General features: G+C 64.0%; 18 protein-coding genes. 11 read left to right on the top strand and 7 right to left on the bottom strand.

The window, feature by feature from the left end; translation table 11 throughout:
- The first annotated feature begins 21 nt into the window (after positions 1-21).
- From priB to K307_RS38125, 6 genes are all read left to right on the top strand, one after another.
- A complete protein-coding gene (priB, locus tag K307_RS38150; protein WP_022535682.1) occupies positions 22-321 on the top strand; it encodes a primosomal replication protein N in 300 nt (99 codons plus the stop codon).
- A 3-nt stretch (positions 322-324) separates the two neighbouring features.
- The gene (gene rpsR, locus K307_RS38145; RefSeq protein WP_006575387.1) at positions 325-603 is read left to right on the top strand and encodes a 30S ribosomal protein S18; all 279 of its coding nucleotides are present in this window, start codon (positions 325-327) and stop codon (positions 601-603) included.
- Between the two features lie 31 nt (positions 604-634).
- Positions 635-1,087, top strand: a complete 453-nt coding sequence (gene rplI, locus K307_RS38140; protein ID WP_042886263.1) for a 50S ribosomal protein L9 — start codon at positions 635-637, stop codon at positions 1,085-1,087.
- 232 nt (positions 1,088-1,319) lie between these two features.
- Complete coding sequence (locus K307_RS38135) at positions 1,320-2,711, top strand: replicative DNA helicase (protein ID WP_042886262.1); 1,392 nt, start codon at positions 1,320-1,322, stop codon at positions 2,709-2,711.
- A gap of 192 nt (positions 2,712-2,903) precedes the next feature.
- Positions 2,904-3,530 (top strand): DUF47 domain-containing protein, encoded by a 627-nt coding sequence (locus tag K307_RS38130; protein WP_010809517.1) that lies wholly within the window; start codon positions 2,904-2,906, stop codon positions 3,528-3,530.
- Positions 3,531-3,543: 13 nt separating this feature from the next.
- Positions 3,544-4,551, top strand: coding sequence for an inorganic phosphate transporter (locus tag K307_RS38125; protein WP_042886259.1), 1,008 nt, complete (start codon positions 3,544-3,546; stop codon positions 4,549-4,551).
- Positions 4,552-4,730: 179 nt separating this feature from the next.
- On the opposite strand, the gene K307_RS38120 is transcribed toward K307_RS38125, so the two are convergent.
- The 7 genes from K307_RS38120 to K307_RS38085 form a co-directional block, all read right to left on the bottom strand.
- Positions 4,731-5,816, bottom strand: a complete 1,086-nt coding sequence (locus K307_RS38120; RefSeq protein WP_042886256.1) for an IS630 family transposase — start codon at positions 5,814-5,816, stop codon at positions 4,731-4,733.
- A 905-nt stretch (positions 5,817-6,721) separates the two neighbouring features.
- On the bottom strand, positions 6,722-7,627 hold the full coding sequence (locus K307_RS48295; RefSeq protein ID WP_155301343.1) for a hypothetical protein: 906 nt from the start codon (positions 7,625-7,627) through the stop codon (positions 6,722-6,724).
- A 117-nt stretch (positions 7,628-7,744) separates the two neighbouring features.
- Positions 7,745-8,446, bottom strand: coding sequence for a C40 family peptidase (locus K307_RS38105; protein ID WP_042886251.1), 702 nt, complete (start codon positions 8,444-8,446; stop codon positions 7,745-7,747).
- A gap of 48 nt (positions 8,447-8,494) precedes the next feature.
- On the bottom strand, positions 8,495-8,980 hold the full coding sequence (locus K307_RS38100) for a hypothetical protein (protein WP_042886249.1): 486 nt from the start codon (positions 8,978-8,980) through the stop codon (positions 8,495-8,497).
- A 141-nt stretch (positions 8,981-9,121) separates the two neighbouring features.
- Positions 9,122-10,825: a PhoH family protein gene (locus K307_RS38095; protein WP_042886248.1), complete on the bottom strand. Its 1,704-nt coding sequence runs from the start codon at positions 10,823-10,825 to the stop codon at positions 9,122-9,124.
- 376 nt (positions 10,826-11,201) lie between these two features.
- The gene (locus K307_RS38090; RefSeq protein WP_042886247.1) at positions 11,202-11,666 is read right to left on the bottom strand and encodes a peroxiredoxin; all 465 of its coding nucleotides are present in this window, start codon (positions 11,664-11,666) and stop codon (positions 11,202-11,204) included.
- Between the two features lie 141 nt (positions 11,667-11,807).
- Positions 11,808-12,197 (bottom strand): Mth938-like domain-containing protein, encoded by a 390-nt coding sequence (locus tag K307_RS38085; protein WP_042886246.1) that lies wholly within the window; start codon positions 12,195-12,197, stop codon positions 11,808-11,810.
- Between the two features lie 357 nt (positions 12,198-12,554).
- Between K307_RS38085 and K307_RS38080 the strand changes: the two genes are divergently transcribed.
- The 5 genes from K307_RS38080 to moaD all read left to right on the top strand — a co-directional run bounded on the left by K307_RS38080 (position 12,555) and on the right by moaD (position 18,320).
- A complete protein-coding gene (locus K307_RS38080) occupies positions 12,555-13,790 on the top strand; it encodes a pyridoxal phosphate-dependent aminotransferase (RefSeq protein WP_042886245.1) in 1,236 nt (411 codons plus the stop codon).
- 48 nt (positions 13,791-13,838) lie between these two features.
- Entirely contained in the window at positions 13,839-15,149 is a 1,311-nt protein-coding gene (locus K307_RS38075) for a homoserine dehydrogenase (RefSeq protein ID WP_042886244.1), read from the top strand.
- 21 nt (positions 15,150-15,170) lie between these two features.
- Complete coding sequence (thrC, locus tag K307_RS38070) at positions 15,171-16,616, top strand: threonine synthase (protein WP_042886243.1); 1,446 nt, start codon at positions 15,171-15,173, stop codon at positions 16,614-16,616.
- Positions 16,617-16,788: 172 nt separating this feature from the next.
- Positions 16,789-18,030, top strand: coding sequence for a gephyrin-like molybdotransferase Glp (glp, locus tag K307_RS38065; RefSeq protein ID WP_042886242.1), 1,242 nt, complete (start codon positions 16,789-16,791; stop codon positions 18,028-18,030).
- A gap of 32 nt (positions 18,031-18,062) precedes the next feature.
- Entirely contained in the window at positions 18,063-18,320 is a 258-nt protein-coding gene (moaD, locus tag K307_RS38060; protein ID WP_022535668.1) for a molybdopterin converting factor subunit 1, read from the top strand.

Below are 18,320 nucleotides of genomic sequence, written 5' to 3'. Positions count from 1 at the left end.
CAAACAGCGAGAGGCCCCGCGTTGAACCAGCTTCGGCTTGCCGCCACCCTGGCGGAACGCGATGCCCTGCGCTATACCCCGGCCGGGGTGCCCGTCGTGAACTGCATCCTGCAGTACAGCGGCGAGGCCGTCGAGGCGGAAACGCCGCGCCAGGTCGAGTTTGCCATCGCAGCGATGGGGATCGGGCCGGTCGGCCAGCGGCTTGAGCGACTACCGCTCGGCACGCTGCTCGACTGCGAAGGATTCCTCGCCCGCAAGCACCGCAACAGCAAGGCTCTCGTCTTTCACATCACCGGATGTAAAGCATTCGAAAAGGATTGAATCATGGCATTCGTCAAACGTGACAACAAGAACAAGAAGCGCTTCCAGCAACAGAACCCGCTGTTCAAGCGCAAGCGCTTCTGCCGCTTCACCGTGGCTGGCGTGGAACAGATCGACTACAAGGATCTGGACACCCTGAAGGACTTCATCGGCGACAACGGCAAGATCACGCCGGCCCGCCTGACCGGTACCAAGGCCCACTATCAGCGTCAGCTGGATACGGCGATCAAGCGTGCGCGTTTCCTCGCGCTGCTGCCGTACACCGACCTGCACAAGAACTGATAGGCCCTAGGTCCGTAACGGAGAAAACACGATGCAAGTCATTCTGCTGGAAAAAGTCATCAACCTGGGCAACCTGGGTGACATCGTCAAGGTGAAGGACGGTTACGCCCGTAACTTCCTGATCCCGTCGAAGAAGGCGCGCCGCGCCACGCAAACCGCGATCGCCGAGTTCGAAGTCAAGCGCGCCGAGCTGGAAAAGGCCGCTGCCGAGAAGCTGGCCGCCGCGCAAGCCGAAGGCGAGAAGCTGAACGGCCTGACCGTCCAGATCAGCCAGAAGTCGGGTGTGGACGGCCGCCTGTTCGGTTCGGTCACCAACGCCGACGTCGCTGAGGCCCTGGAAGGCCAAGGCTTCAAGGTCGAGAAGTCGCAGGTTCGCATGCCGAACGGCCCGCTGAAGACGGTGGGCGACCACCCGGTCAGCGTTGCCCTGCACACGGACGTCGTGGTCGACGTGACCGTGTCGGTGCTGGGCGAGCAGGTCTAAGACCCGCTGCAGCCTCGCCTGCGCCCCTGCGCGCGGGCCGAAGCACTGCAAGCAAAAAAGGCAGGAGCCCTGGCTCCTGCCTTTTTTGTTGCCGGCAGCTCTATCGCGCCACGGCTGCGGTACCCCCCGCGGCACTCCGCAGGCCCTGCCTGCGCTGATACCGGAATGTAATCCGACCGGAAGCGCCGAATGTCCGGCGAAGTGCGTCCGCCCGCCGTTATAATCCCTCCCCATGAACGCGCCCGTCGCCGATCCCCAACTCGAGAACCTCAAGGTCCCGCCGCATTCCATCGAAGCCGAGCAATCGGTGCTGGGTGGCCTGCTGCTGGACAACGCCGCCTGGGACCGCATCGCGGACTTCCTGTCGGAGGCGGACTTCTACCGCTTCGACCACCGGATGATCTTCCAGAGCATCGCCCGGCTGATCTCGGCCACCAAGCCGGCCGACGTGATCACGGTCTACGAAATGCTGCAGGTCGCCGGCAAGGCCGAGGAGGTGGGCGGGCTGGCGTACCTGAATTCGCTGGCACAGAACACGCCCAGTGCGGCCAATATCCGCCGCTATGCGGAGATCGTGCGCGAGCGCTCGGTGCTGCGCAAGCTGGTGACGGTGGCCGACGATATCGCCTCGGCGGCCTTCGCGCCGAAGGGCCGTGAAGTCCGTGAGCTGCTCGACGAGGCCGAATCCAAGGTCTTCGCGATTGCCGAAGAAGGCTCTCGCGGCCAGAAGGGCTTCCAGGAAATCCAGCCGCTGCTGACCCAGGTGGTCGAGCGCATCGACGAGCTGTACCACCGCGATTCCACCACCGACGTCACCGGCGTGCCGACCGGCTTCATCGACCTGGACAAGATGACCAGCGGCATGCAGCCGGGTGACCTGGTCATCGTGGCCGGCCGTCCCTCGATGGGTAAGACGGCCTTCTCGCTGAACATCGGCGAGCACGTGGCGGTGGAGCAGGGCCTGCCGGTGGCAGTGTTCTCGATGGAAATGGCGGGCACCCAGCTGGCCATGCGTATGCTCGGCTCGGTGGGCCGCCTCGACCAGCACCGGCTCCGTACCGGCCGCCTGCTGGACGAAGACTGGCCGCGGTTGACGCATGCGATCCAGCGCATGAACGACACGCAGTTGTTCATCGACGAAACGCCGGCGCTGAACCCGATGGAGCTGCGTGCCCGTTCGCGGCGCCTGGCGCGCCAGTGCGGGCAGCTTGGCCTGATCATCATTGATTACCTCCAGCTGATGTCAGGTTCCGGCGGCGGCGAGAACCGCGCGACGGAAATTTCCGAAATCTCCCGTTCGCTCAAGGGCCTGGCCAAGGAACTGAACTGCCCGGTGATCGCACTGTCGCAGCTCAACCGAAGCCTGGAACAGCGCCCCAACAAGCGTCCGGTGATGTCCGACCTGCGCGAATCCGGCGCTATCGAACAGGATGCCGACGTGATCCTGTTCATCTACCGCGACGAAGTCTATAACCCGGACTCGCAGGACAAGGGCACGGCTGAAATCATTATCGGCAAGCAGCGTAACGGCCCGATCGGCACCGTGCGACTGACCTTCCTCGGCCAGTTCACGAAGTTCGACAACTTCAGCGGCGGCCCGGCTTTCTTCGACAACGACACCTGACGAAGTCAAGCCTGCGCGCAATAGTCGCGGCGGCGCCGTCTCGTTTGTGCCAAATCAGCGGGCAATATCCCCGTAACCCTGTAAAATATTGCGCTTTGATGACAGCCGCCTACCCGGCGGCTGTCATGCAATGCGTCCGCCCAATCTGCAACACAAAAGCAGCGTCTCTCCCGCTGCAACAAGGAACATTCCATGTTCGGCCGATTCATGCCCACTGAGGGCAAGTTCTTCGAATATTTCAACCAGCATGCCGACTGCGCGGTGACCGCCGCCCATGAACTGCAGGCGCTGGTCAACGACTTGCCCAACGCCGAGGCGCATGCCCGCCGTGTCCAGGCCACCGAGAAGAAGGCTGACCGGATCACGCACGACACCATCGACCTGCTGCACAAGACCTTTATCACGCCGCTGGACCGCGACGAGATCCACAAGCTCATCACGACCATGGACGACATCCTGGACCTGATGGAAGACGTGGCCGAGACCATCTCGCTGTATGACGTGACCAACCTGACCGACGAGGCCCTGCGCCTGGCGGCGATCTGCGTGCAGTGCTGCGACCAGGTCAAGATCGCGGTCGGCCTGCTCGAGGACATGGGCAACGCCAGCACCATCCTGAAGACCGCCCAGCAGATCGACCAGCTCGAGTCTGAGGCGGATCGCGTGATGCGCTCGGCAATGTCCAAGCTGTTCCGCGACGAGACCGACGTCAAGCGCCTGATCAAGCTGAAGGCCATCTACGAACAGCTCGAGACGATCACCGACAAGTGCGAGGACGTCGCCAACATCATCGAAGGCATCGTCCTGGAAAACGCCTGAGGCGGCAATCGGCATGCAGACCATTCAAATGAGCCTGTGGGTGATCGCCCTGCTGGTGGCGCTCGCGCTGCTGTTCGACTTTATGAACGGCTTCCACGACGCGGCCAACTCGATTGCCACGGTGGTGTCCACGGGCGTGCTCAAGCCGCACCATGCAGTGGCGATGGCGGCGATGTGCAACGTTGTCGCAATCTTTATCTTTCACCTGAAGGTGGCCGCCACGGTGGGCACCGGCACCATCGACGTCGGCATCGTCGACCATTACGTGATCTTCGGCGCCCTGGTGGGGGCGATCGCGTGGAACGTCATCACCTGGTACTACGGCATCCCGTCGTCGTCGTCGCACGCGCTGATCGGCGGGTTGGTGGGCGCGGCGGTGGCCAAGGCCGGCACCGGCGCACTAGTGGGGAGCGGCCTGCTGAAGATCGTGGCCTTTATCCTGATCTCGCCGTTCCTGGGCTTCCTGCTGGGTTCGCTGATGATGGTGATGGTGGGCTGGACTTTCTTCCGCACGCCGCCCTCGCGCGTGGACCGCTGGTTCCGCCGGCTGCAGCTGGCGTCGGCGTCGCTGTACAGCCTGGGGCACGGCGGCAATGACGCGCAGAAGACCATCGGCATTATCTGGATGCTGCTCATCGCCAGCGGCCACGTTGCGTCCGGCGGTGAGCCGCCGGTGTGGGTGATCGTGAGCTGCTACGTGGCCATCGGCATGGGCACGCTGTTCGGTGGCTGGCGCATCGTGCGCACCATGGGACAGAAGATCACCAAGCTCAAGCCGGTCGGCGGTTTCTGCGCCGAGACGGGTGGGGCGCTGACGCTGTTCTTCGCCTCGGCGCTGGGCGTGCCGGTGTCGACCACGCATACGATCACGGGCGCCATCGTCGGCGTCGGTTCGGCGCAGAAGATGTCGGCGGTTCGCTGGGGCGTGGCCGGCAATATCGTCTGGGCCTGGGTGCTGACGATTCCGGCGTCGGCCTTCATGGCTGCGATTGCATGGTGGATCGGCCGGCATATCCTGTAACGCGGGATCGGCCAGCACAACAAAAAGCCAGGCAGATGCCCTAGGCGGTCGCTTAAAGTGTTGATGTAATTCTCAATGGCCATCTCTGGACTAGCAGAGATGGCCATTCTCTTAGGCAAAATTTCTTCCACAAGAGAACACGGCGACAAAACGCAGTTTTCACTGCGCCGCTCGAGGTCCTAGTGTCCTGCGTCAGAAATTCGTAGACAAAATCGCCTGATGCTGGCGAGGATGTCATCGGCGGACTTCGTCCACGCGAAAGGCGTGGGGTTGGCGTTGTTCAGGTCAAGGTATTGATGGATGGCTTGCTCAAGTTGTCGGGTTGAGCGATGCGTGCCGCGGCGGATGTATTGTTCGGTGATGGTTGCAAACCAGCGTTCCACCTGATTGATCCATGAGGCGGAGGTCGGTGTGAAATGAACATGGAAGCGCGGATGGCGAGCGAACCAAGCCTTGATCGACGGCGTCTTGTGCGTGCCGTAGTTGTCCATGACGAGATGCACATCAAGCTTGGGTGGCACGTTGGCTTCGATCGTGCGTAGAAACTGCAGGAACTCACTGCTGCGATGTCTGCGATGCAATTCACCGATAACTTTTCCTGTGGCGATGTCCAGCGCGGCGAACAACGTTGTCGTGCCATGGCGCATATAGTCGTGCGTGCGTCGCTCGGGGATGCCTGGCGCCAGCGGCAGCATGGGTTGCGTGCGGTCCAGTGCTTGAATCTGGCTCTTCTCGTCAACGCACAACACCATGGCCTTGAGCGGTGGGTCGAGGTACAACCCCACGATATCGCGCACCTTCTCCACGAACAATGGGTCGGTGGAGAGCTTGAAGGTCTCCTGTCGATGAGGCTGCAGTCCAAAGGCACGCCAGATACGCGTCACGGTCGACGGCGATAGATTCGCCGCGCGAGCCATACTGCGCGTGCTCCAGTGGGTGGCGGCGGCTGGCACGGATTCGAGCGTCTTGGCAATAATCGCATCCACCTGTGCATCACCGATGGTCCTCGGTGCCCCTGGTCGCGGCGCATCGAGCAGTCCATCGAGCCGATGCGCCACGAAGCGCGCACGCCATTTCGATACGGTTTGCTGAGTGACACGCTGCTTTGCCGCGACGGTCTTGTTGTCCAGGCCTTCAGCGCTAGCCAGCACAATGCGCGCTCGTAAGGCCAAAGCCTGTGCGGTCTTGCGCCGCATCGTCAGCGCCTTGAGCTGCTCACGTTCGACCTCACTCAACACAAGTTCCGCCTTTGGTCTTCCTCTCATCACCGTCTCGCCGTTTGCGTGCCTTCAACGCAGACTACTACGTGGTGTTAATAATGCAAGGAACTTCTGACGCAGGACACTAGAGGTCTCGAGCTGAAAACCACACTTCTATCCCGTTGGCAATGACGCCACACCAGGCTCGCAGACGGTCTGCGGGGAAGGGTTTCGACCTGGCAGAGGAACCAATTGCGGAGGTTTTCACCCCATCGCTTCCGGTTCTTGCCTAGAGCCCGAGCGACATCTCTCCATTGAGCCCCTGCCAGGGCCGTCTTGCTCTGCTTCGGGGTGGCTGGCAGGTGCGAAAAGACGAGTCGCTCGTTGTGCCTCTTGACGAAGCACTGGGCACCCACTGTCTTCCAGGGGATACCGTACAAAGCTTGCCGGCCCAACCAAAGAGCGGCGGACTCATCCGCGCCGATTCGATTGGGACGGCCATATTTGGTGAAGCCTCCGACCGAACTGTACGAAGGGTTCACCAAATAGAGCCGAACATGAGCTTTTTCACAGGCACGGGTCATCAGCTCTGCGAACTGTGAGCTTGCAAACGAGCTCAGCATCTCGTTGTATCGCTTGTTGACGCCGCCGGCGCGCAAGCCGGCCTTCTTCGTCGCGAAATCCAGGTTCTCGATGGCCACTGCGAGGCCTAGGCGCTTGCCCAGGCGGGCAAGCTCTGCAACGGTTGTTCCGATGACTTGCTTGCGTACAGCGTCGGAAAGGCCTTTTAGGTCCCAGCCGAGAAAGCCGCTCTGCGGATGACCCTCCCGCAACCGGTTCCCATCGGGCTTCACCACAGCCCAGGCAACGCCCCGGGCATTCAAATCCAGTCCAAGGACACCAGCCTCTCTAGTGCGAGCGGTCTCTGGGTTGAAACCGGTGGGAACGTGACGCGTTTGGAAAGCGGCCTGTCACAATGCGGCTCTTGCAAAGGCTATCACCGGCCGGCGAGCGCATTTGGTATCTGCAAGCGAGCGTTGACGGACGCTTTGGGCATTCCTCGCAGCGGAGGGCCGCAAAAGGTGATGCCCCTTCGCATGAAATGCCGATTCATTGTGATTGACGGGGTCGACTTTGCCTCGCATCGGGGCGCGGCCCGCGCAGCGCTGATTGCTATTGCCGCTGGGCTTAGCCGTATGTCCTATCGACCAGACCTGACCGTTTCGGGCTGTGTCCCAGGCCTCGTGCCAATCCTCGACAGAGGCGAATGGAGTGGTCTCGGTGTTGTGTTCGCCGGGCCGCTGCTGAAGCAGCTTCTTCGAGCCAAAACAGAGACTGTAGCGGCCTTCATCAATAGCTTTAAGCAGCGCGGACAGCTTGCCGCGCTTGGCAGTAAGAACGCGTTCTTTTTGTGCGACCCAGTTGCGGCAAAATTCGAGTTCGGTATCGACTTCCCGTAGGCGGGCTAGCGTCGTAAGGTAGCGGTTTGAACGGGCTTTCCCCGGCTTCGGTGCTACTTTATCGCGTTGAGCGCGTAGCTTGGCTTGCCGTTTTGACAGGGCCTGAATTTTCTTGCCTTTGTCGGCTAGTGCGCATTCGCGTCGCTGAATGGCCAGCTCAAGCTGACCTCGTTCGTACTTTTTGAGTTCGACCAAGCCTGCATGGCGCATTTCAGCTTGCGTCAGCATGGAATCGACTTGATGCGAGGTAAAGCCTTCCCTCGTTAAGGTGGCGTAGGCGGTCGTTCGAGTGAGGTTTTGTCGATACAGAAGACTCCAAGCCTTACGCGCGCCCCACGACCAGCGTTCCGAGTTAGCCGCCAACAAGGCGGCTAACTCGGGGGTCAGATTGAGGCGGGCTTCAAAGGTGTGGAGCAAAGGCCTACCTAGAGCACTGTATGGATATACAGCACTCTATGCTTTTCTCGTTACCCCCGTCAACACTTTAAGCGACCCCCTTGGACAGATGCCTGGCTTTTTGTTTGGGGGTTGGCTTCATTGGTTGGCGAAGGCGGCGATGGGATCGTCGTCGTCCGGCAATGGCGCGGGCGCGGGGGCAGGTATGGGAAGCGGCGGCGCGACCGGCATTACCGATGGTGCCGGCACCGGCGGTGAAGCGGGTTCGGGCGGCTGGATGATCTCCGCCACCACGCGGCGCGCGCCGTTGTAGCGCGACGCCCAGTAAGGCTTGCCCATGTCCTCCAGCCGCACCGTGCCACCGGACGAGGGCGCATGGACGAAGCGGTTCTGCCCGACGTAGATGCCCACGTGCGAATTGGCTCGGCCGGTGGTGTTGAAGAACACCAGGTCGCCGGAGGCCACTTCGCTGCGGTCCAGCGCGCTGCCGCGCGTGCCCATTGCCTCGGTAGTTCGCGGCAGGTTCAAGTTGGCCGCGCGCGAGACCACGTAGCGCACCAGCCCACTGCAGTCGAAACCGGCATCGGGCGTGTTGCCGCCGTAGCGATAGGGCGTGCCGACCAGCGACATTGCCTGGATCGAGATCTCTTCCAGCCCGGCGCTGGGATCGACCATGGGCTTGCCCGGCGTACGGGGCAGGCCGGCATGGCGCGAAGGCGGGGAACTGGCGCAGGCTGCGAGCAGCAGTGCGGTGGCGCAAAGCAGCGGCAGGCGGGCGCTGGCGAACAGGCCCTGTCGACGCAAGGAGTCGGAGAAAAGACGGGTACGGCGCAATGGCATCCTGTGGCTCCGGTCGCCGGCCTGCCGGCGCACCGGAGAGGCTTGCCGCTACCAGCGTAGCTGGGCGTTGCGCGTACCGGTGCTGACCTTGATGGACTTGGCCTGGCCCTTGTAACTGGCCTCGATATTGTAGCTGCCTTCTGGCGCACGTATCAGGCAACGCGGGCCCTCGGCGCGAAAGCTGGCAACTTCCTGTTCGTCGCGCACCAGCTTGACCGCGACGTCGGACAGGTATTCGCCGGCAGTGCCCTGGGTGAACACGATGCCGATATTGAAGTCTTTCTCCTTGGCCGCCAGCGCCTGGCGTTCGTCTTCGGCAACGCCGCCGCAGACGTAGCTGACCGGACCCATGGTGCGGATCACCATGTCCTCGGGCGCGGCGCGCGCCGGGCGCGAGCCGATGGCCACAGCCATGCCGGCCGCGGCCAGCAGGGCCCAGGTGAAGCGCTGCCGAAGCCGGCTGCGCGCGGCGGCAGCACCAGCGCGACGCTGGTCGGCAGGCGCATGCCTGCCTGGCAGATGCTGTTGGTTCATCGACGCCTCCAGTGGGGGTGCGGGACTACACGCGGAACAGCGCGCAAACATGCGGACATGATAGCCGCAATGTGCTTGCCGTTGACGACAGCGGACCGGCGCGCCCGGCCCGAAGGCAAGGCACGCCGGATGCTGCCAGCGTCAGAGCACGTCGCCCGCGTGGTCAGCCAGGCGCGAGCGCTCGCCGCGCGCCAGCGTGATATGGCCGCTGTGGCTCCAGCCCTTGAAGCGGTCGACAACGTAGGTCAGGCCCGACGAACCCTCGGTCAGGTACGGCGTGTCGATCTGCGCGATATTGCCCAGGCAGATGATCTTGGTACCCGGGCCGGCGCGCGTCACCAGCGTCTTCATCTGCTTGGGCGTGAGGTTCTGCGCCTCGTCGATGATGACGAACTTGTTGACGAAGGTGCGGCCGCGCATGAAGTTCATGCTCTTGACCTTGATGCGCGAGCGGATCAGCTCCTGCGTGGCGGCGCGGCCCCAGTCGCCGGCGCTATCGTCGCTCTTCTGCAGCACTTCAAGGTTGTCGTCGAATGCGCCCATCCACGGCTGCATCTTCTCTTCCTCGGTGCCGGGCAGGAAGCCAATGTCCTCGCCCACCGGCACGGTGGCGCGGGTGACGATGATCTCGTTGTAGAGCTTCTGGTCGAGCACCTGCTCCAGGCCCGCCGCCAGCGCCAGCAGGGTCTTGCCGGTACCGGCCTGGCCCAGCAGCGTGACGAAGTCGATGTCCGGGTTCATCAGCAGGTTGAGCGCGAAGTTCTGCTCGCGGTTGCGCGCGGTCACGCTCCACACATTGTTCTTGTGGTGCGTGTAGTCCTTCAGCGTCTGCAGCAGCGCGGTCTTGCCGTTGATCTCCTTGACCTGCGCGTACAGCGGCAGGCTGCCGTCGACCGGCTCAAGATAGACGAACTGGTTGACCAGGAAGGACGGCACCAGCGGCCCGGTCAGGCGATAGAACATGGCGCCGGACTTCGGATCCTGCCAGCTTTCCACGCCCTTGCCGTGCCGGGTCCAGAAGTCACCGGGCAGCTGCATCACGCCGGCGTAGAGCAGGTCCTTGTCTTCCAGGACCTGGTCGTTGAAGTAGTCCTCCGCCGGCAGGCCAAGCGCGCGCGCCTTGATGCGCATGTTGATGTCTTTCGACACCAGCACCACCTGGCGCTCCGGATATTGCTGCTGCAGCGCGCTGACCACGCCCAGGATCTGGTTGTCGGCCTTGCCCTGTGGCAGGCCCTCGGGCAGCTTGATGTCGTTCAGGCGCGTCTGGAAGAACAGCTTGCCCTGCGCGTCGCGGTTGCCGAGCTTTTCCAGCGGCAGCCCTTCGTCGAGCACGCCGTCGGTGCCGCCCACCAGCGAATCGAGCGTGCGGCTGACCATGCGCGCGTTGCGCGCGACTTCGCTCATGCCCTTCTTGTGGTTGTCCAGTTCTTCGAGCGTCATCATCGGCAGATAGATGTCGTGTTCCTCGAAGCGGAAGAGCGAGGCGGGGTCATGCATCAGCACGTTGGTGTCGAGCACGAACAGCTTGCTCGGCCCTTCGGACTTGCGGGCGCGGCGGGTCGGGCCGGCGGACGCTTTGACCAGGCTGACCGGCGCGGCGCTGACGGCCGGCGCGGGCGCGGTCGGGGTTTCGGTACTGCGGGCGCGGGTGCCACCGGCGGCGCGGGCCTGGACTTCAGGCACCTGGGTGTCGCCGGTTTCCAGCAATGCCACGCGCTCGAGTGCCGGCACAGGTTTCTTGCCCTGTGTGGCGGACTTGGCCTTGGGCACCGCGGTAACCGGAGCGAATTCGCTCGGATCCAGCAATTGGGCAGGCTTGGCGGGCATGGTAGGCAGCGGCATGCTTGGCTTTCCTTTCAGGGGGACAAGAAGGGGGCGATGAGGTCCGGGCCGCGGCGCGCAGCGGCGTCGCGGGCCATGGCCGGGGCATGCATGCGCGAGGCATCCGGCGCGGACAGGGATGAGTGCAAACAAAAAAGCCGCCATGCCTGCATAACAGGTGTGGCGGCTATCTTGCGGACCGGCGACACGGCAGGTCCGCTACCGGCCTGTGGCGCGAACCGCCTGGGCCGGGAAGTCGAAGCAGCGTGGCATCCGGAATCTGAACTCATTACGGGCCAATGTATCCGAAGGTTTTGGGTTTGGCAATCGCTTGCAACACCACCCGGATGCAGTGTCGCGGCAACGCCAAATAACCCGCGGCGTTATGTGCAAGGACTCACAGTCCGCGCACGATCTCCAGCACTTCGTCGACGTGGTTCGGCACCTTGATGCCGCGCAGTTCGTGGCGCAGGATGCCCTTGCCGTCGAGGATGAAGGTGCTGCGCTCGATGCCCCGGTACTCCTTGCCATAAAGCTTTTTCATCTTGATGACATCGAACAGCGAGCACATGGCTTCATCGGCGTCGGAGACCAGTTCGAAGGGCAGCTCCAGCTTGGCCTTGAAGTTTTCATGCGAGCGGATGCTGTCGCGCGAGACGCCGAAGACCTGCACGCCGGCCTTGGTGAAATCGTCGTACTGGTCGCGGAAGTTCATGGCCTCCGTGGTGCAACCCGGCGTGTTGTCCTTCGGGTAGAAGTACAGCACCACCGTCTTGCCGCGGTAGTCGGCAAGACGGAAGGTGGCGTCGCCGGTCATCGGCGCGCTGAAGTCGGGTACGGCCTTGCTGAGACTGACGGTCATGCTTGTGGCTCCTGGGCGAGGGGCAGAGGGATCAGGAAGGAGGGGCTGCCACCTTAGCGGGGGAAGATTGGGGCGCGCGGCCAGACTTCAAGCGTGGCGCCGGCTCAACTTTCGCAATCGCGCCCGGCAGGGCGCGCCGAATCAGGCAGCGCCGGTCTCGGGCTCCAGCAGCAGCACCGCAGCCACCTTGCGGCCCTCGGCCATCAGGATGTTGTAGGTGCGGCAGGCGGCCTGCATGTCCATGGCGTCGACGCCGACATGGCGGCGCGACAGCGAGGCGGTCAGGCGCGGGTGCGGGAAGCGCAGCCGGGCGCCGGTGCCAAGCAGCACCACTTCCGGGCCGAGTTCGGCGAGCTGCTCGAAATGCGCCGGCTCCAGGTCTTCGAAGCGGCTGACCGGCCACGGCTGGACTTCGCCTTCGGGCATGACCAGCAGCGAGGTGGTGTGACGGACGAGATTGATTTCGATATATCCCGGCCCATAGGCCGTGACGGTATTGAGCGACTGGGGCTGGTCGGCGTGGAGTTTCACTTGGAGGCCTCTGCGGCGGCCGCCGCGGGCTGGTTGGCCGGCCCGTGGGACGGATGGCCGGCAGCGCGGACGGGCATGGTGTGAAGGACAGGACAGGCGACAGGATCGTCGACGGGATGGGCATCCACCCGCAGGCGGTTGCCGTGCGCGCCGCTGGCGCACGCTGCAATGCAAGAATCCCTGCCGAAGTCTGTCATAATCCGATAAATTATAGCTTTTGCCTCCCTGTCTGCCACGTTCGCGTTGCATTGCAGCGGACGGCACGTCCGCATTCGCCAGATTCGCCCGGATTCCCTGTTCGGTGCCGCCGACGCGGCACACCTATCGCCAGCCCCGACAGCCTGCCCCGACATCGCCGTGAAACCCATCCAGAAATCCAACAAACTCAATAATGTTTGCTACGACATCCGCGGGCCGGTGCTGGAAAAGGCCAAGCAGATGGAGGAAGAAGGGCACAAGATCATCAAGCTGAATATCGGCAACCTGGCCGTGTTCGGCTTTGACGCGCCGGAAGAGATTCAGCAGGACATGATGCGAAACCTGCCGAATTCGGCAGGTTATTCTGATTCCAAGGGCATTTTCGCCGCGCGCAAGGCGATCATGCACTATACCCAGCAAAAAAATATCGAGGGCGTCGGCCTGGACGACATTTATGTCGGCAACGGCGCCTCCGAGCTGATCGTCATGGCGGTCAACGCGCTGCTCAATACCGGCGACGAAGTGCTGGTGCCGGCGCCGGACTACCCGCTGTGGACCGCCGCGGTGAGCCTCTCCGGCGGTACGCCGGTGCACTATATCTGCGACGAAGCCAATGACTGGATGCCCGACCCCGCCGATATCCGGGCCCGCATCACGCCGCATACCAAGGCCATCGTCATCATCAACCCGAACAACCCGACCGGGGCGCTGTATTCGGATGAACTGCTGCTCGAGATCGTCGCGATCGCGCGCGAGCATGACCTGATCATCTTCGCCGACGAGATCTACGACAAGGTCCTGTACGACGGCAACACCCACACCTCGATCGCCTCGCTGTCGACCGACGTGCTGACAGTGACCTTCAACGGCCTGTCGAAGAACTACCGCTCGTGCGGCTACCGGGCCGGCTGGATGGTGGTGTCCGGCGACAAGCGTCCGGCTATCGACTACATCGAAGGCCTGAACATGCTGTCGTCGATGCGCCTGTGCGCCAACGTGCCGGGCCAGTGGGCGATCCAGACCGCGCTGGGCGGCTACCAGAGCATCAACGACCTGGTGGCGGAAGGCGGGCGCCTGCGCCGCCAGCGCGACCTGGCCTATGAGCTGATCACCGCGATCCCGGGCGTGACCTGCGTCAAGCCCAAGGCTGCGCTGTACCTGTTCCCCAAGCTCGACCTGTCGATGTACCCGGTGCAGGACGACCAGGAGTTCATCTACGAACTGCTGCAGGAGTCCAAGGTGCTGCTGGTGCAGGGCTCCGGCTTCAACTGGGCCAAGCCCGATCATTTCCGCATCGTGTTCCTGCCGCACGAGGAAGACCTGCGCGAGGCCATCGGCCGCGTCGCGCGCTTCCTCGAGGCGTACCGAAAACGCCACGGCAAGGCGGCGGCCTGAATCGCGGGCCGCGCTGTATCTCATCCTTAGCAACTCAGAAGATTGTCCATGAACCCCATCAAAGTTGGCCTGCTCGGCATCGGTACCGTCGGTAGCGGCACGTACAACGTGCTCAAGCGCAATCAGGAAGAAATTCGCCGCCGCGCCGGCCGCGGCATCGAGATTGCCATCGTGGCCGATCTCAACACCGAACGCGCGCGCGAGCTGACCAACGGGGAAGTGGAGATCGTCAGCGATGCCAACGAGGTGGTCAACCGCCCCGACATCGACATCGTCATCGAGCTGATCGGCGGCTACGGCATCGCGCGCGAGCTGGTGCTCAAGGCGATCGAGAACGGCAAGCACGTGGTCACCGCCAACAAGGCGCTGCTGGCCGTGCACGGCAACGAGATCTTCGAAGCCGCGCGCCGCAAGGGCGTGATCGTCGCCTTCGAGGCCGCGGTGGCCGGTGGCATCCCCATCATCAAGGCGCTGCGCGAAGGCCTGACCGCCAACCGCATCCAGTGGATCGCCGGCATCATCAATGGCACCACCAACTTCATCCTGTCCGAGATGCGCGACAAGGGCCTGGATTTCGACGTGGTGCTGAAGGAAGCGCAGCAGCTGGGCTACGCTGAAGCCGACCCGACCTTCGACATCGAAGGCGTCGACGCCGCGCACAAGGTCACGCTGATGAGCGCGATCGCCTTCGGCATGCCGGTGCAGTTCGACAAGGCCCACGTGGAAGGCATCACCAAACTGTCCGCCACCGACATCAAGTACGCCGAGGAGCTGGGCTACCGCATCAAGCTGCTGGGCATCACCCGCCGCCGCGACGACGGCGTGGAGCTGCGCGTGCATCCGACGCTGGTGCCGGCCTCGCGCCTGATCGCCAACGTCGAAGGCGCGATGAACGCCGTGCTGGTGCAGGGCGACGCCGTGGGCGCGACGCTCTACTACGGCAAGGGCGCCGGCGCCGAGCCGACCGCCTCGGCCGTGATCGCCGACCTGGTCGACGTGACCCGCCTGCACACCGCCGATCCGAACCACCGCGTGCCGCACCTGGCGTTCCAGCCGGATGAGCTGTCGAGCGTGCCGGTGCTGCCGATCGAAGAGATCAACAGCTCGTACTACCTGCGCATGCGCGTGTCGGACGAGACCGGCGTGCTGGCCGAGATCACCCGCATCCTGGCCGAGGGCGGCATCTCGATCGACGCCATGCTGCAGAAGGAATCGCGCGAGGGCGAGCCGCAGACCGACATCATCATCCTGACCCACATCACGCGCGAGAAGCACGTCAACGCGGCGATCGCCAAGATCGAGGCGCTGCCGACCGTGCTGTCCGATGTGACGCGTCTGCGCATGGAAGAACTGAACTAAGGGCCGGACCAGCAGATTCAGATGAAATACAAGTCGACCCGCGGCCACGAACTGCCGCAAACCTTCTCCGAGATCCTGCTGGGCGGCCTGGCGCCGGACGGCGGCCTGTACCTGCCCGTCGAGTACCCGCAAGTCAGCGCCGACGAGCTGGAAGCCTGGCGCAAGCTGTCGTATGCCGACCTGGCCTACGAAATCCTGCGCAAGTTCTGCGACGATGTTCCCGCCGAGGACCTGCGCGCGCTGACGCGCAAGACCTATACTCCCGAGGTGTACTGCAACGCGCGCGAAGGCGACAACACCGCCGACATCACGCCGCTGCGCACGCTGGGTGAAGAGGGCGGTACGAAGCTGCAACTGCTGGGCCTGTCCAACGGGCCGACGCTGGCCTTCAAGGACATGGCGATGCAGTTGCTCGGCAACCTGTTCGAGTACGCGCTGGGCCGCGCCGGGCAGGAGCTGAACATCCTGGGCGCGACTTCCGGCGATACCGGCAGCGCCGCCGAGTACGCGATGCGCGGCAAGCGCGGCATCCGCGTGTTCATGCTGAGCCCGCACCGCAAGATGAGCGCGTTCCAGACCGCGCAGATGTTCAGCCTGCAGGATGCCAACATCTTCAACCTCGCTGTCGAAGGTGTGTTCGACGACTGCCAGGACATCGTCAAGGCGGTCTCCAACGACCTCGACTACAAGGCGCGCCAGAAGATCGGCACGGTCAACTCGATCAACTGGGCGCGCGTGGTGGCCCAGGTGGTGTACTACTTCAAGGGCTGGCTGCTGGCCACCAGCGGTCCGGGCCAGAAGGTCTCGTTCTGCGTGCCGTCCGGCAACTTCGGCAACGTCTGCGCCGGCCATATCGCGCGCATGATGGGCCTGCCGATCGACAAGCTGGTGGTCGCCACCAACGAGAACGACGTGCTCGACGAGTTCTTCCGCACCGGCGCCTACCGCGTGCGCAAGTCGGCCGAGACGTACCACACGTCGAGCCCGAGCATGGATATCTCCAAGGCCTCGAACTTCGAGCGCTTCGTGTTCGACCTGCTGGGCCAGGATGCCGACAAGCTGGCTGCGCTGTTCCGCGACGTGGAAGAGAAGGGCGGTTTCGATCTGTCGGGCACGCCGGAATTCGACCGCATCCGCGAGTTCGGCTTTGTCTCGGGCCGCAGCACGCATGATGACCGCGTGGCGACCATCCGCGACCTGTCGTCGCGCTACGGCATCACCATCGATACCCATACCGCCGACGGCGTCAAGGTGGCGCGCGAGCATCTCAGCGCCGGCGTGCCGATGGTGGTGCTGGAAACCGCGCTGCCGGCCAAGTTTGCCGATACCATCCGCGAGGCACTTGGCCACGAGCCGGAGCGCCCGGCAAAGTTCGAGGGCATCGAGAGCCTGCCGCAGCGCTTTGAAGTGATGCCGGGCGACGCCGCGCAGGTCAAGGCCTATATTGCCCGCCACACCGGCCTGTAAGCGCACGGGCACGGGGACCGGGCTGCGGCGCTGCCGCGTGCCGGGTCCGTGCCAACTCGCTACAATCAGGCTGCGGGCCCGATCTTCGGCCCCCGGATTGCACGCCCCAGCATGCTGGAGGCGGCAATGCGCGGGCCGTTTTTCATGGGCCAACCCTTTTCCACATAGCACCATGACCCAAGCCGCAGCACCTTCCCGCCCCCCGATGCTGACCATGGCCCAGGCGCTCGACGCCTTGCTCGCTGCCGCCCGTCCGCTGGGGCAGGTGGAGTCGGTCGACACGCTTGACGCCAACGGCCGCGTGCTGGCCGCGCCCGTGACCAGCACGCTGCGCGTGCCACCGGCCGACAACACCTCGATGGATGGCTATGCCATGCGCGCCGCCGATATCCCGGCAGCGGGCACGCGGCTGCGCGTGTCGCAACGCATTCCGGCAGGGCATGTCGGCACTGAGCTTGAACCCGGCACCGCCGCGCGCATCTTCACCGGTGGGCTGATTCCGCCGGGGGCCGATGCCGTGGTGATGCAGGAACAATGCACGGCCGAAGGCGAGGACGTGATCGTCAACCACGTGCCGCAATCCGGCGAATGGGTGCGGCGCGCGGGCGAGGACATCGAAGCCGGCAGCGTGATCCTGCCGGCTGGTACACGGCTCACGCCGCAGGCAATGGGGCTGGCGGCATCGGTCGGCCAGGCAAAGCTCGATGTGGTGCGCCGCGTGCGCGTGGCGGTGTTCTTCACCGGCGACGAACTGGCGATGCCGGGGGAGCCGCTCAAGCCCGGCGCGATCTACAACTCGAATCGCTTCACGCTGCGCGGCCTGCTGGAAAACCTGGGCTGCGAGGTCAGCGACTTCGGCATCGTGCCGGATACGCTGGCGGCCACGCGAGAGACGCTGCGCCGCGCGGCGCAAGGCCACGACCTGATCATCACCTCGGGCGGCGTGTCGGTCGGCGAGGAGGATCATATCAAGCCCGCGGTCGAGGCCGAAGGGCGGCTAGACATGTGGCAGATCGCGATCAAGCCGGGTAAGCCGCTGGCGTTCGGGCAAGTTGCCAGCGCCGGTGCCGAGCCGTCCTTCTTCCTGGGGTTGCCGGGCAACCCCGTGTCGAGCTTCGTCACCTTCCTGCTGTTCGTGCGGCCCTTCATCCTGCGCCTGCAGGGCGTGGCCGACGTGGCGCCGCGGCGCCTGCCGCTGCGTGCCGATTTCGAGCTGAAGAAGGGCGACCGCCGCAACGAGTTCCTGCGCGCGCGCATCAATGCCGAAGGCGGACTGGACCTGTTCCCGAACCAGAGTTCGGGCGTGCTGACCTCCACCGTATGGGGCGATGGCCTGATCGACAACCCGCCCAGCCAGGCGATCGCGCGCGGCGATACCGTGCAGTTCATTCCGTTTGACGGCCTGCTCGCATAGCGGGCCCGCATCATCAGGACGCAGAAGCAGTGATGACCATCGAACTACGATTCTTCGCCAGCGTGCGCGAACAACTCGGCGTGGCCGAAGAGCGCATCGAGGTGCCGACGGGCGTGCGCACCGTGGGCGAGCTGCGCCACTGGCTAATCCAGCGCGGCGGCGCCTGGGCTGAAACTCTGGCCGAAGGCCGCGCACTGCGCATGGCCGTCGACCACGCGGTGGCGCGGCCCGATACGGCGATTGCCGACGGCTGCGAGGTCGCCTTCTTCCCGCCCGTCACCGGAGGCTGA

Source organism: Cupriavidus necator A5-1 (genome assembly GCF_000744095.1).
Lineage (GTDB): Bacteria > Pseudomonadota > Gammaproteobacteria > Burkholderiales > Burkholderiaceae > Cupriavidus > Cupriavidus necator_A.
Note: the sequence above shows the minus strand (reverse complement) of the source record. Positions and strands in the feature narration are given on the sequence as shown.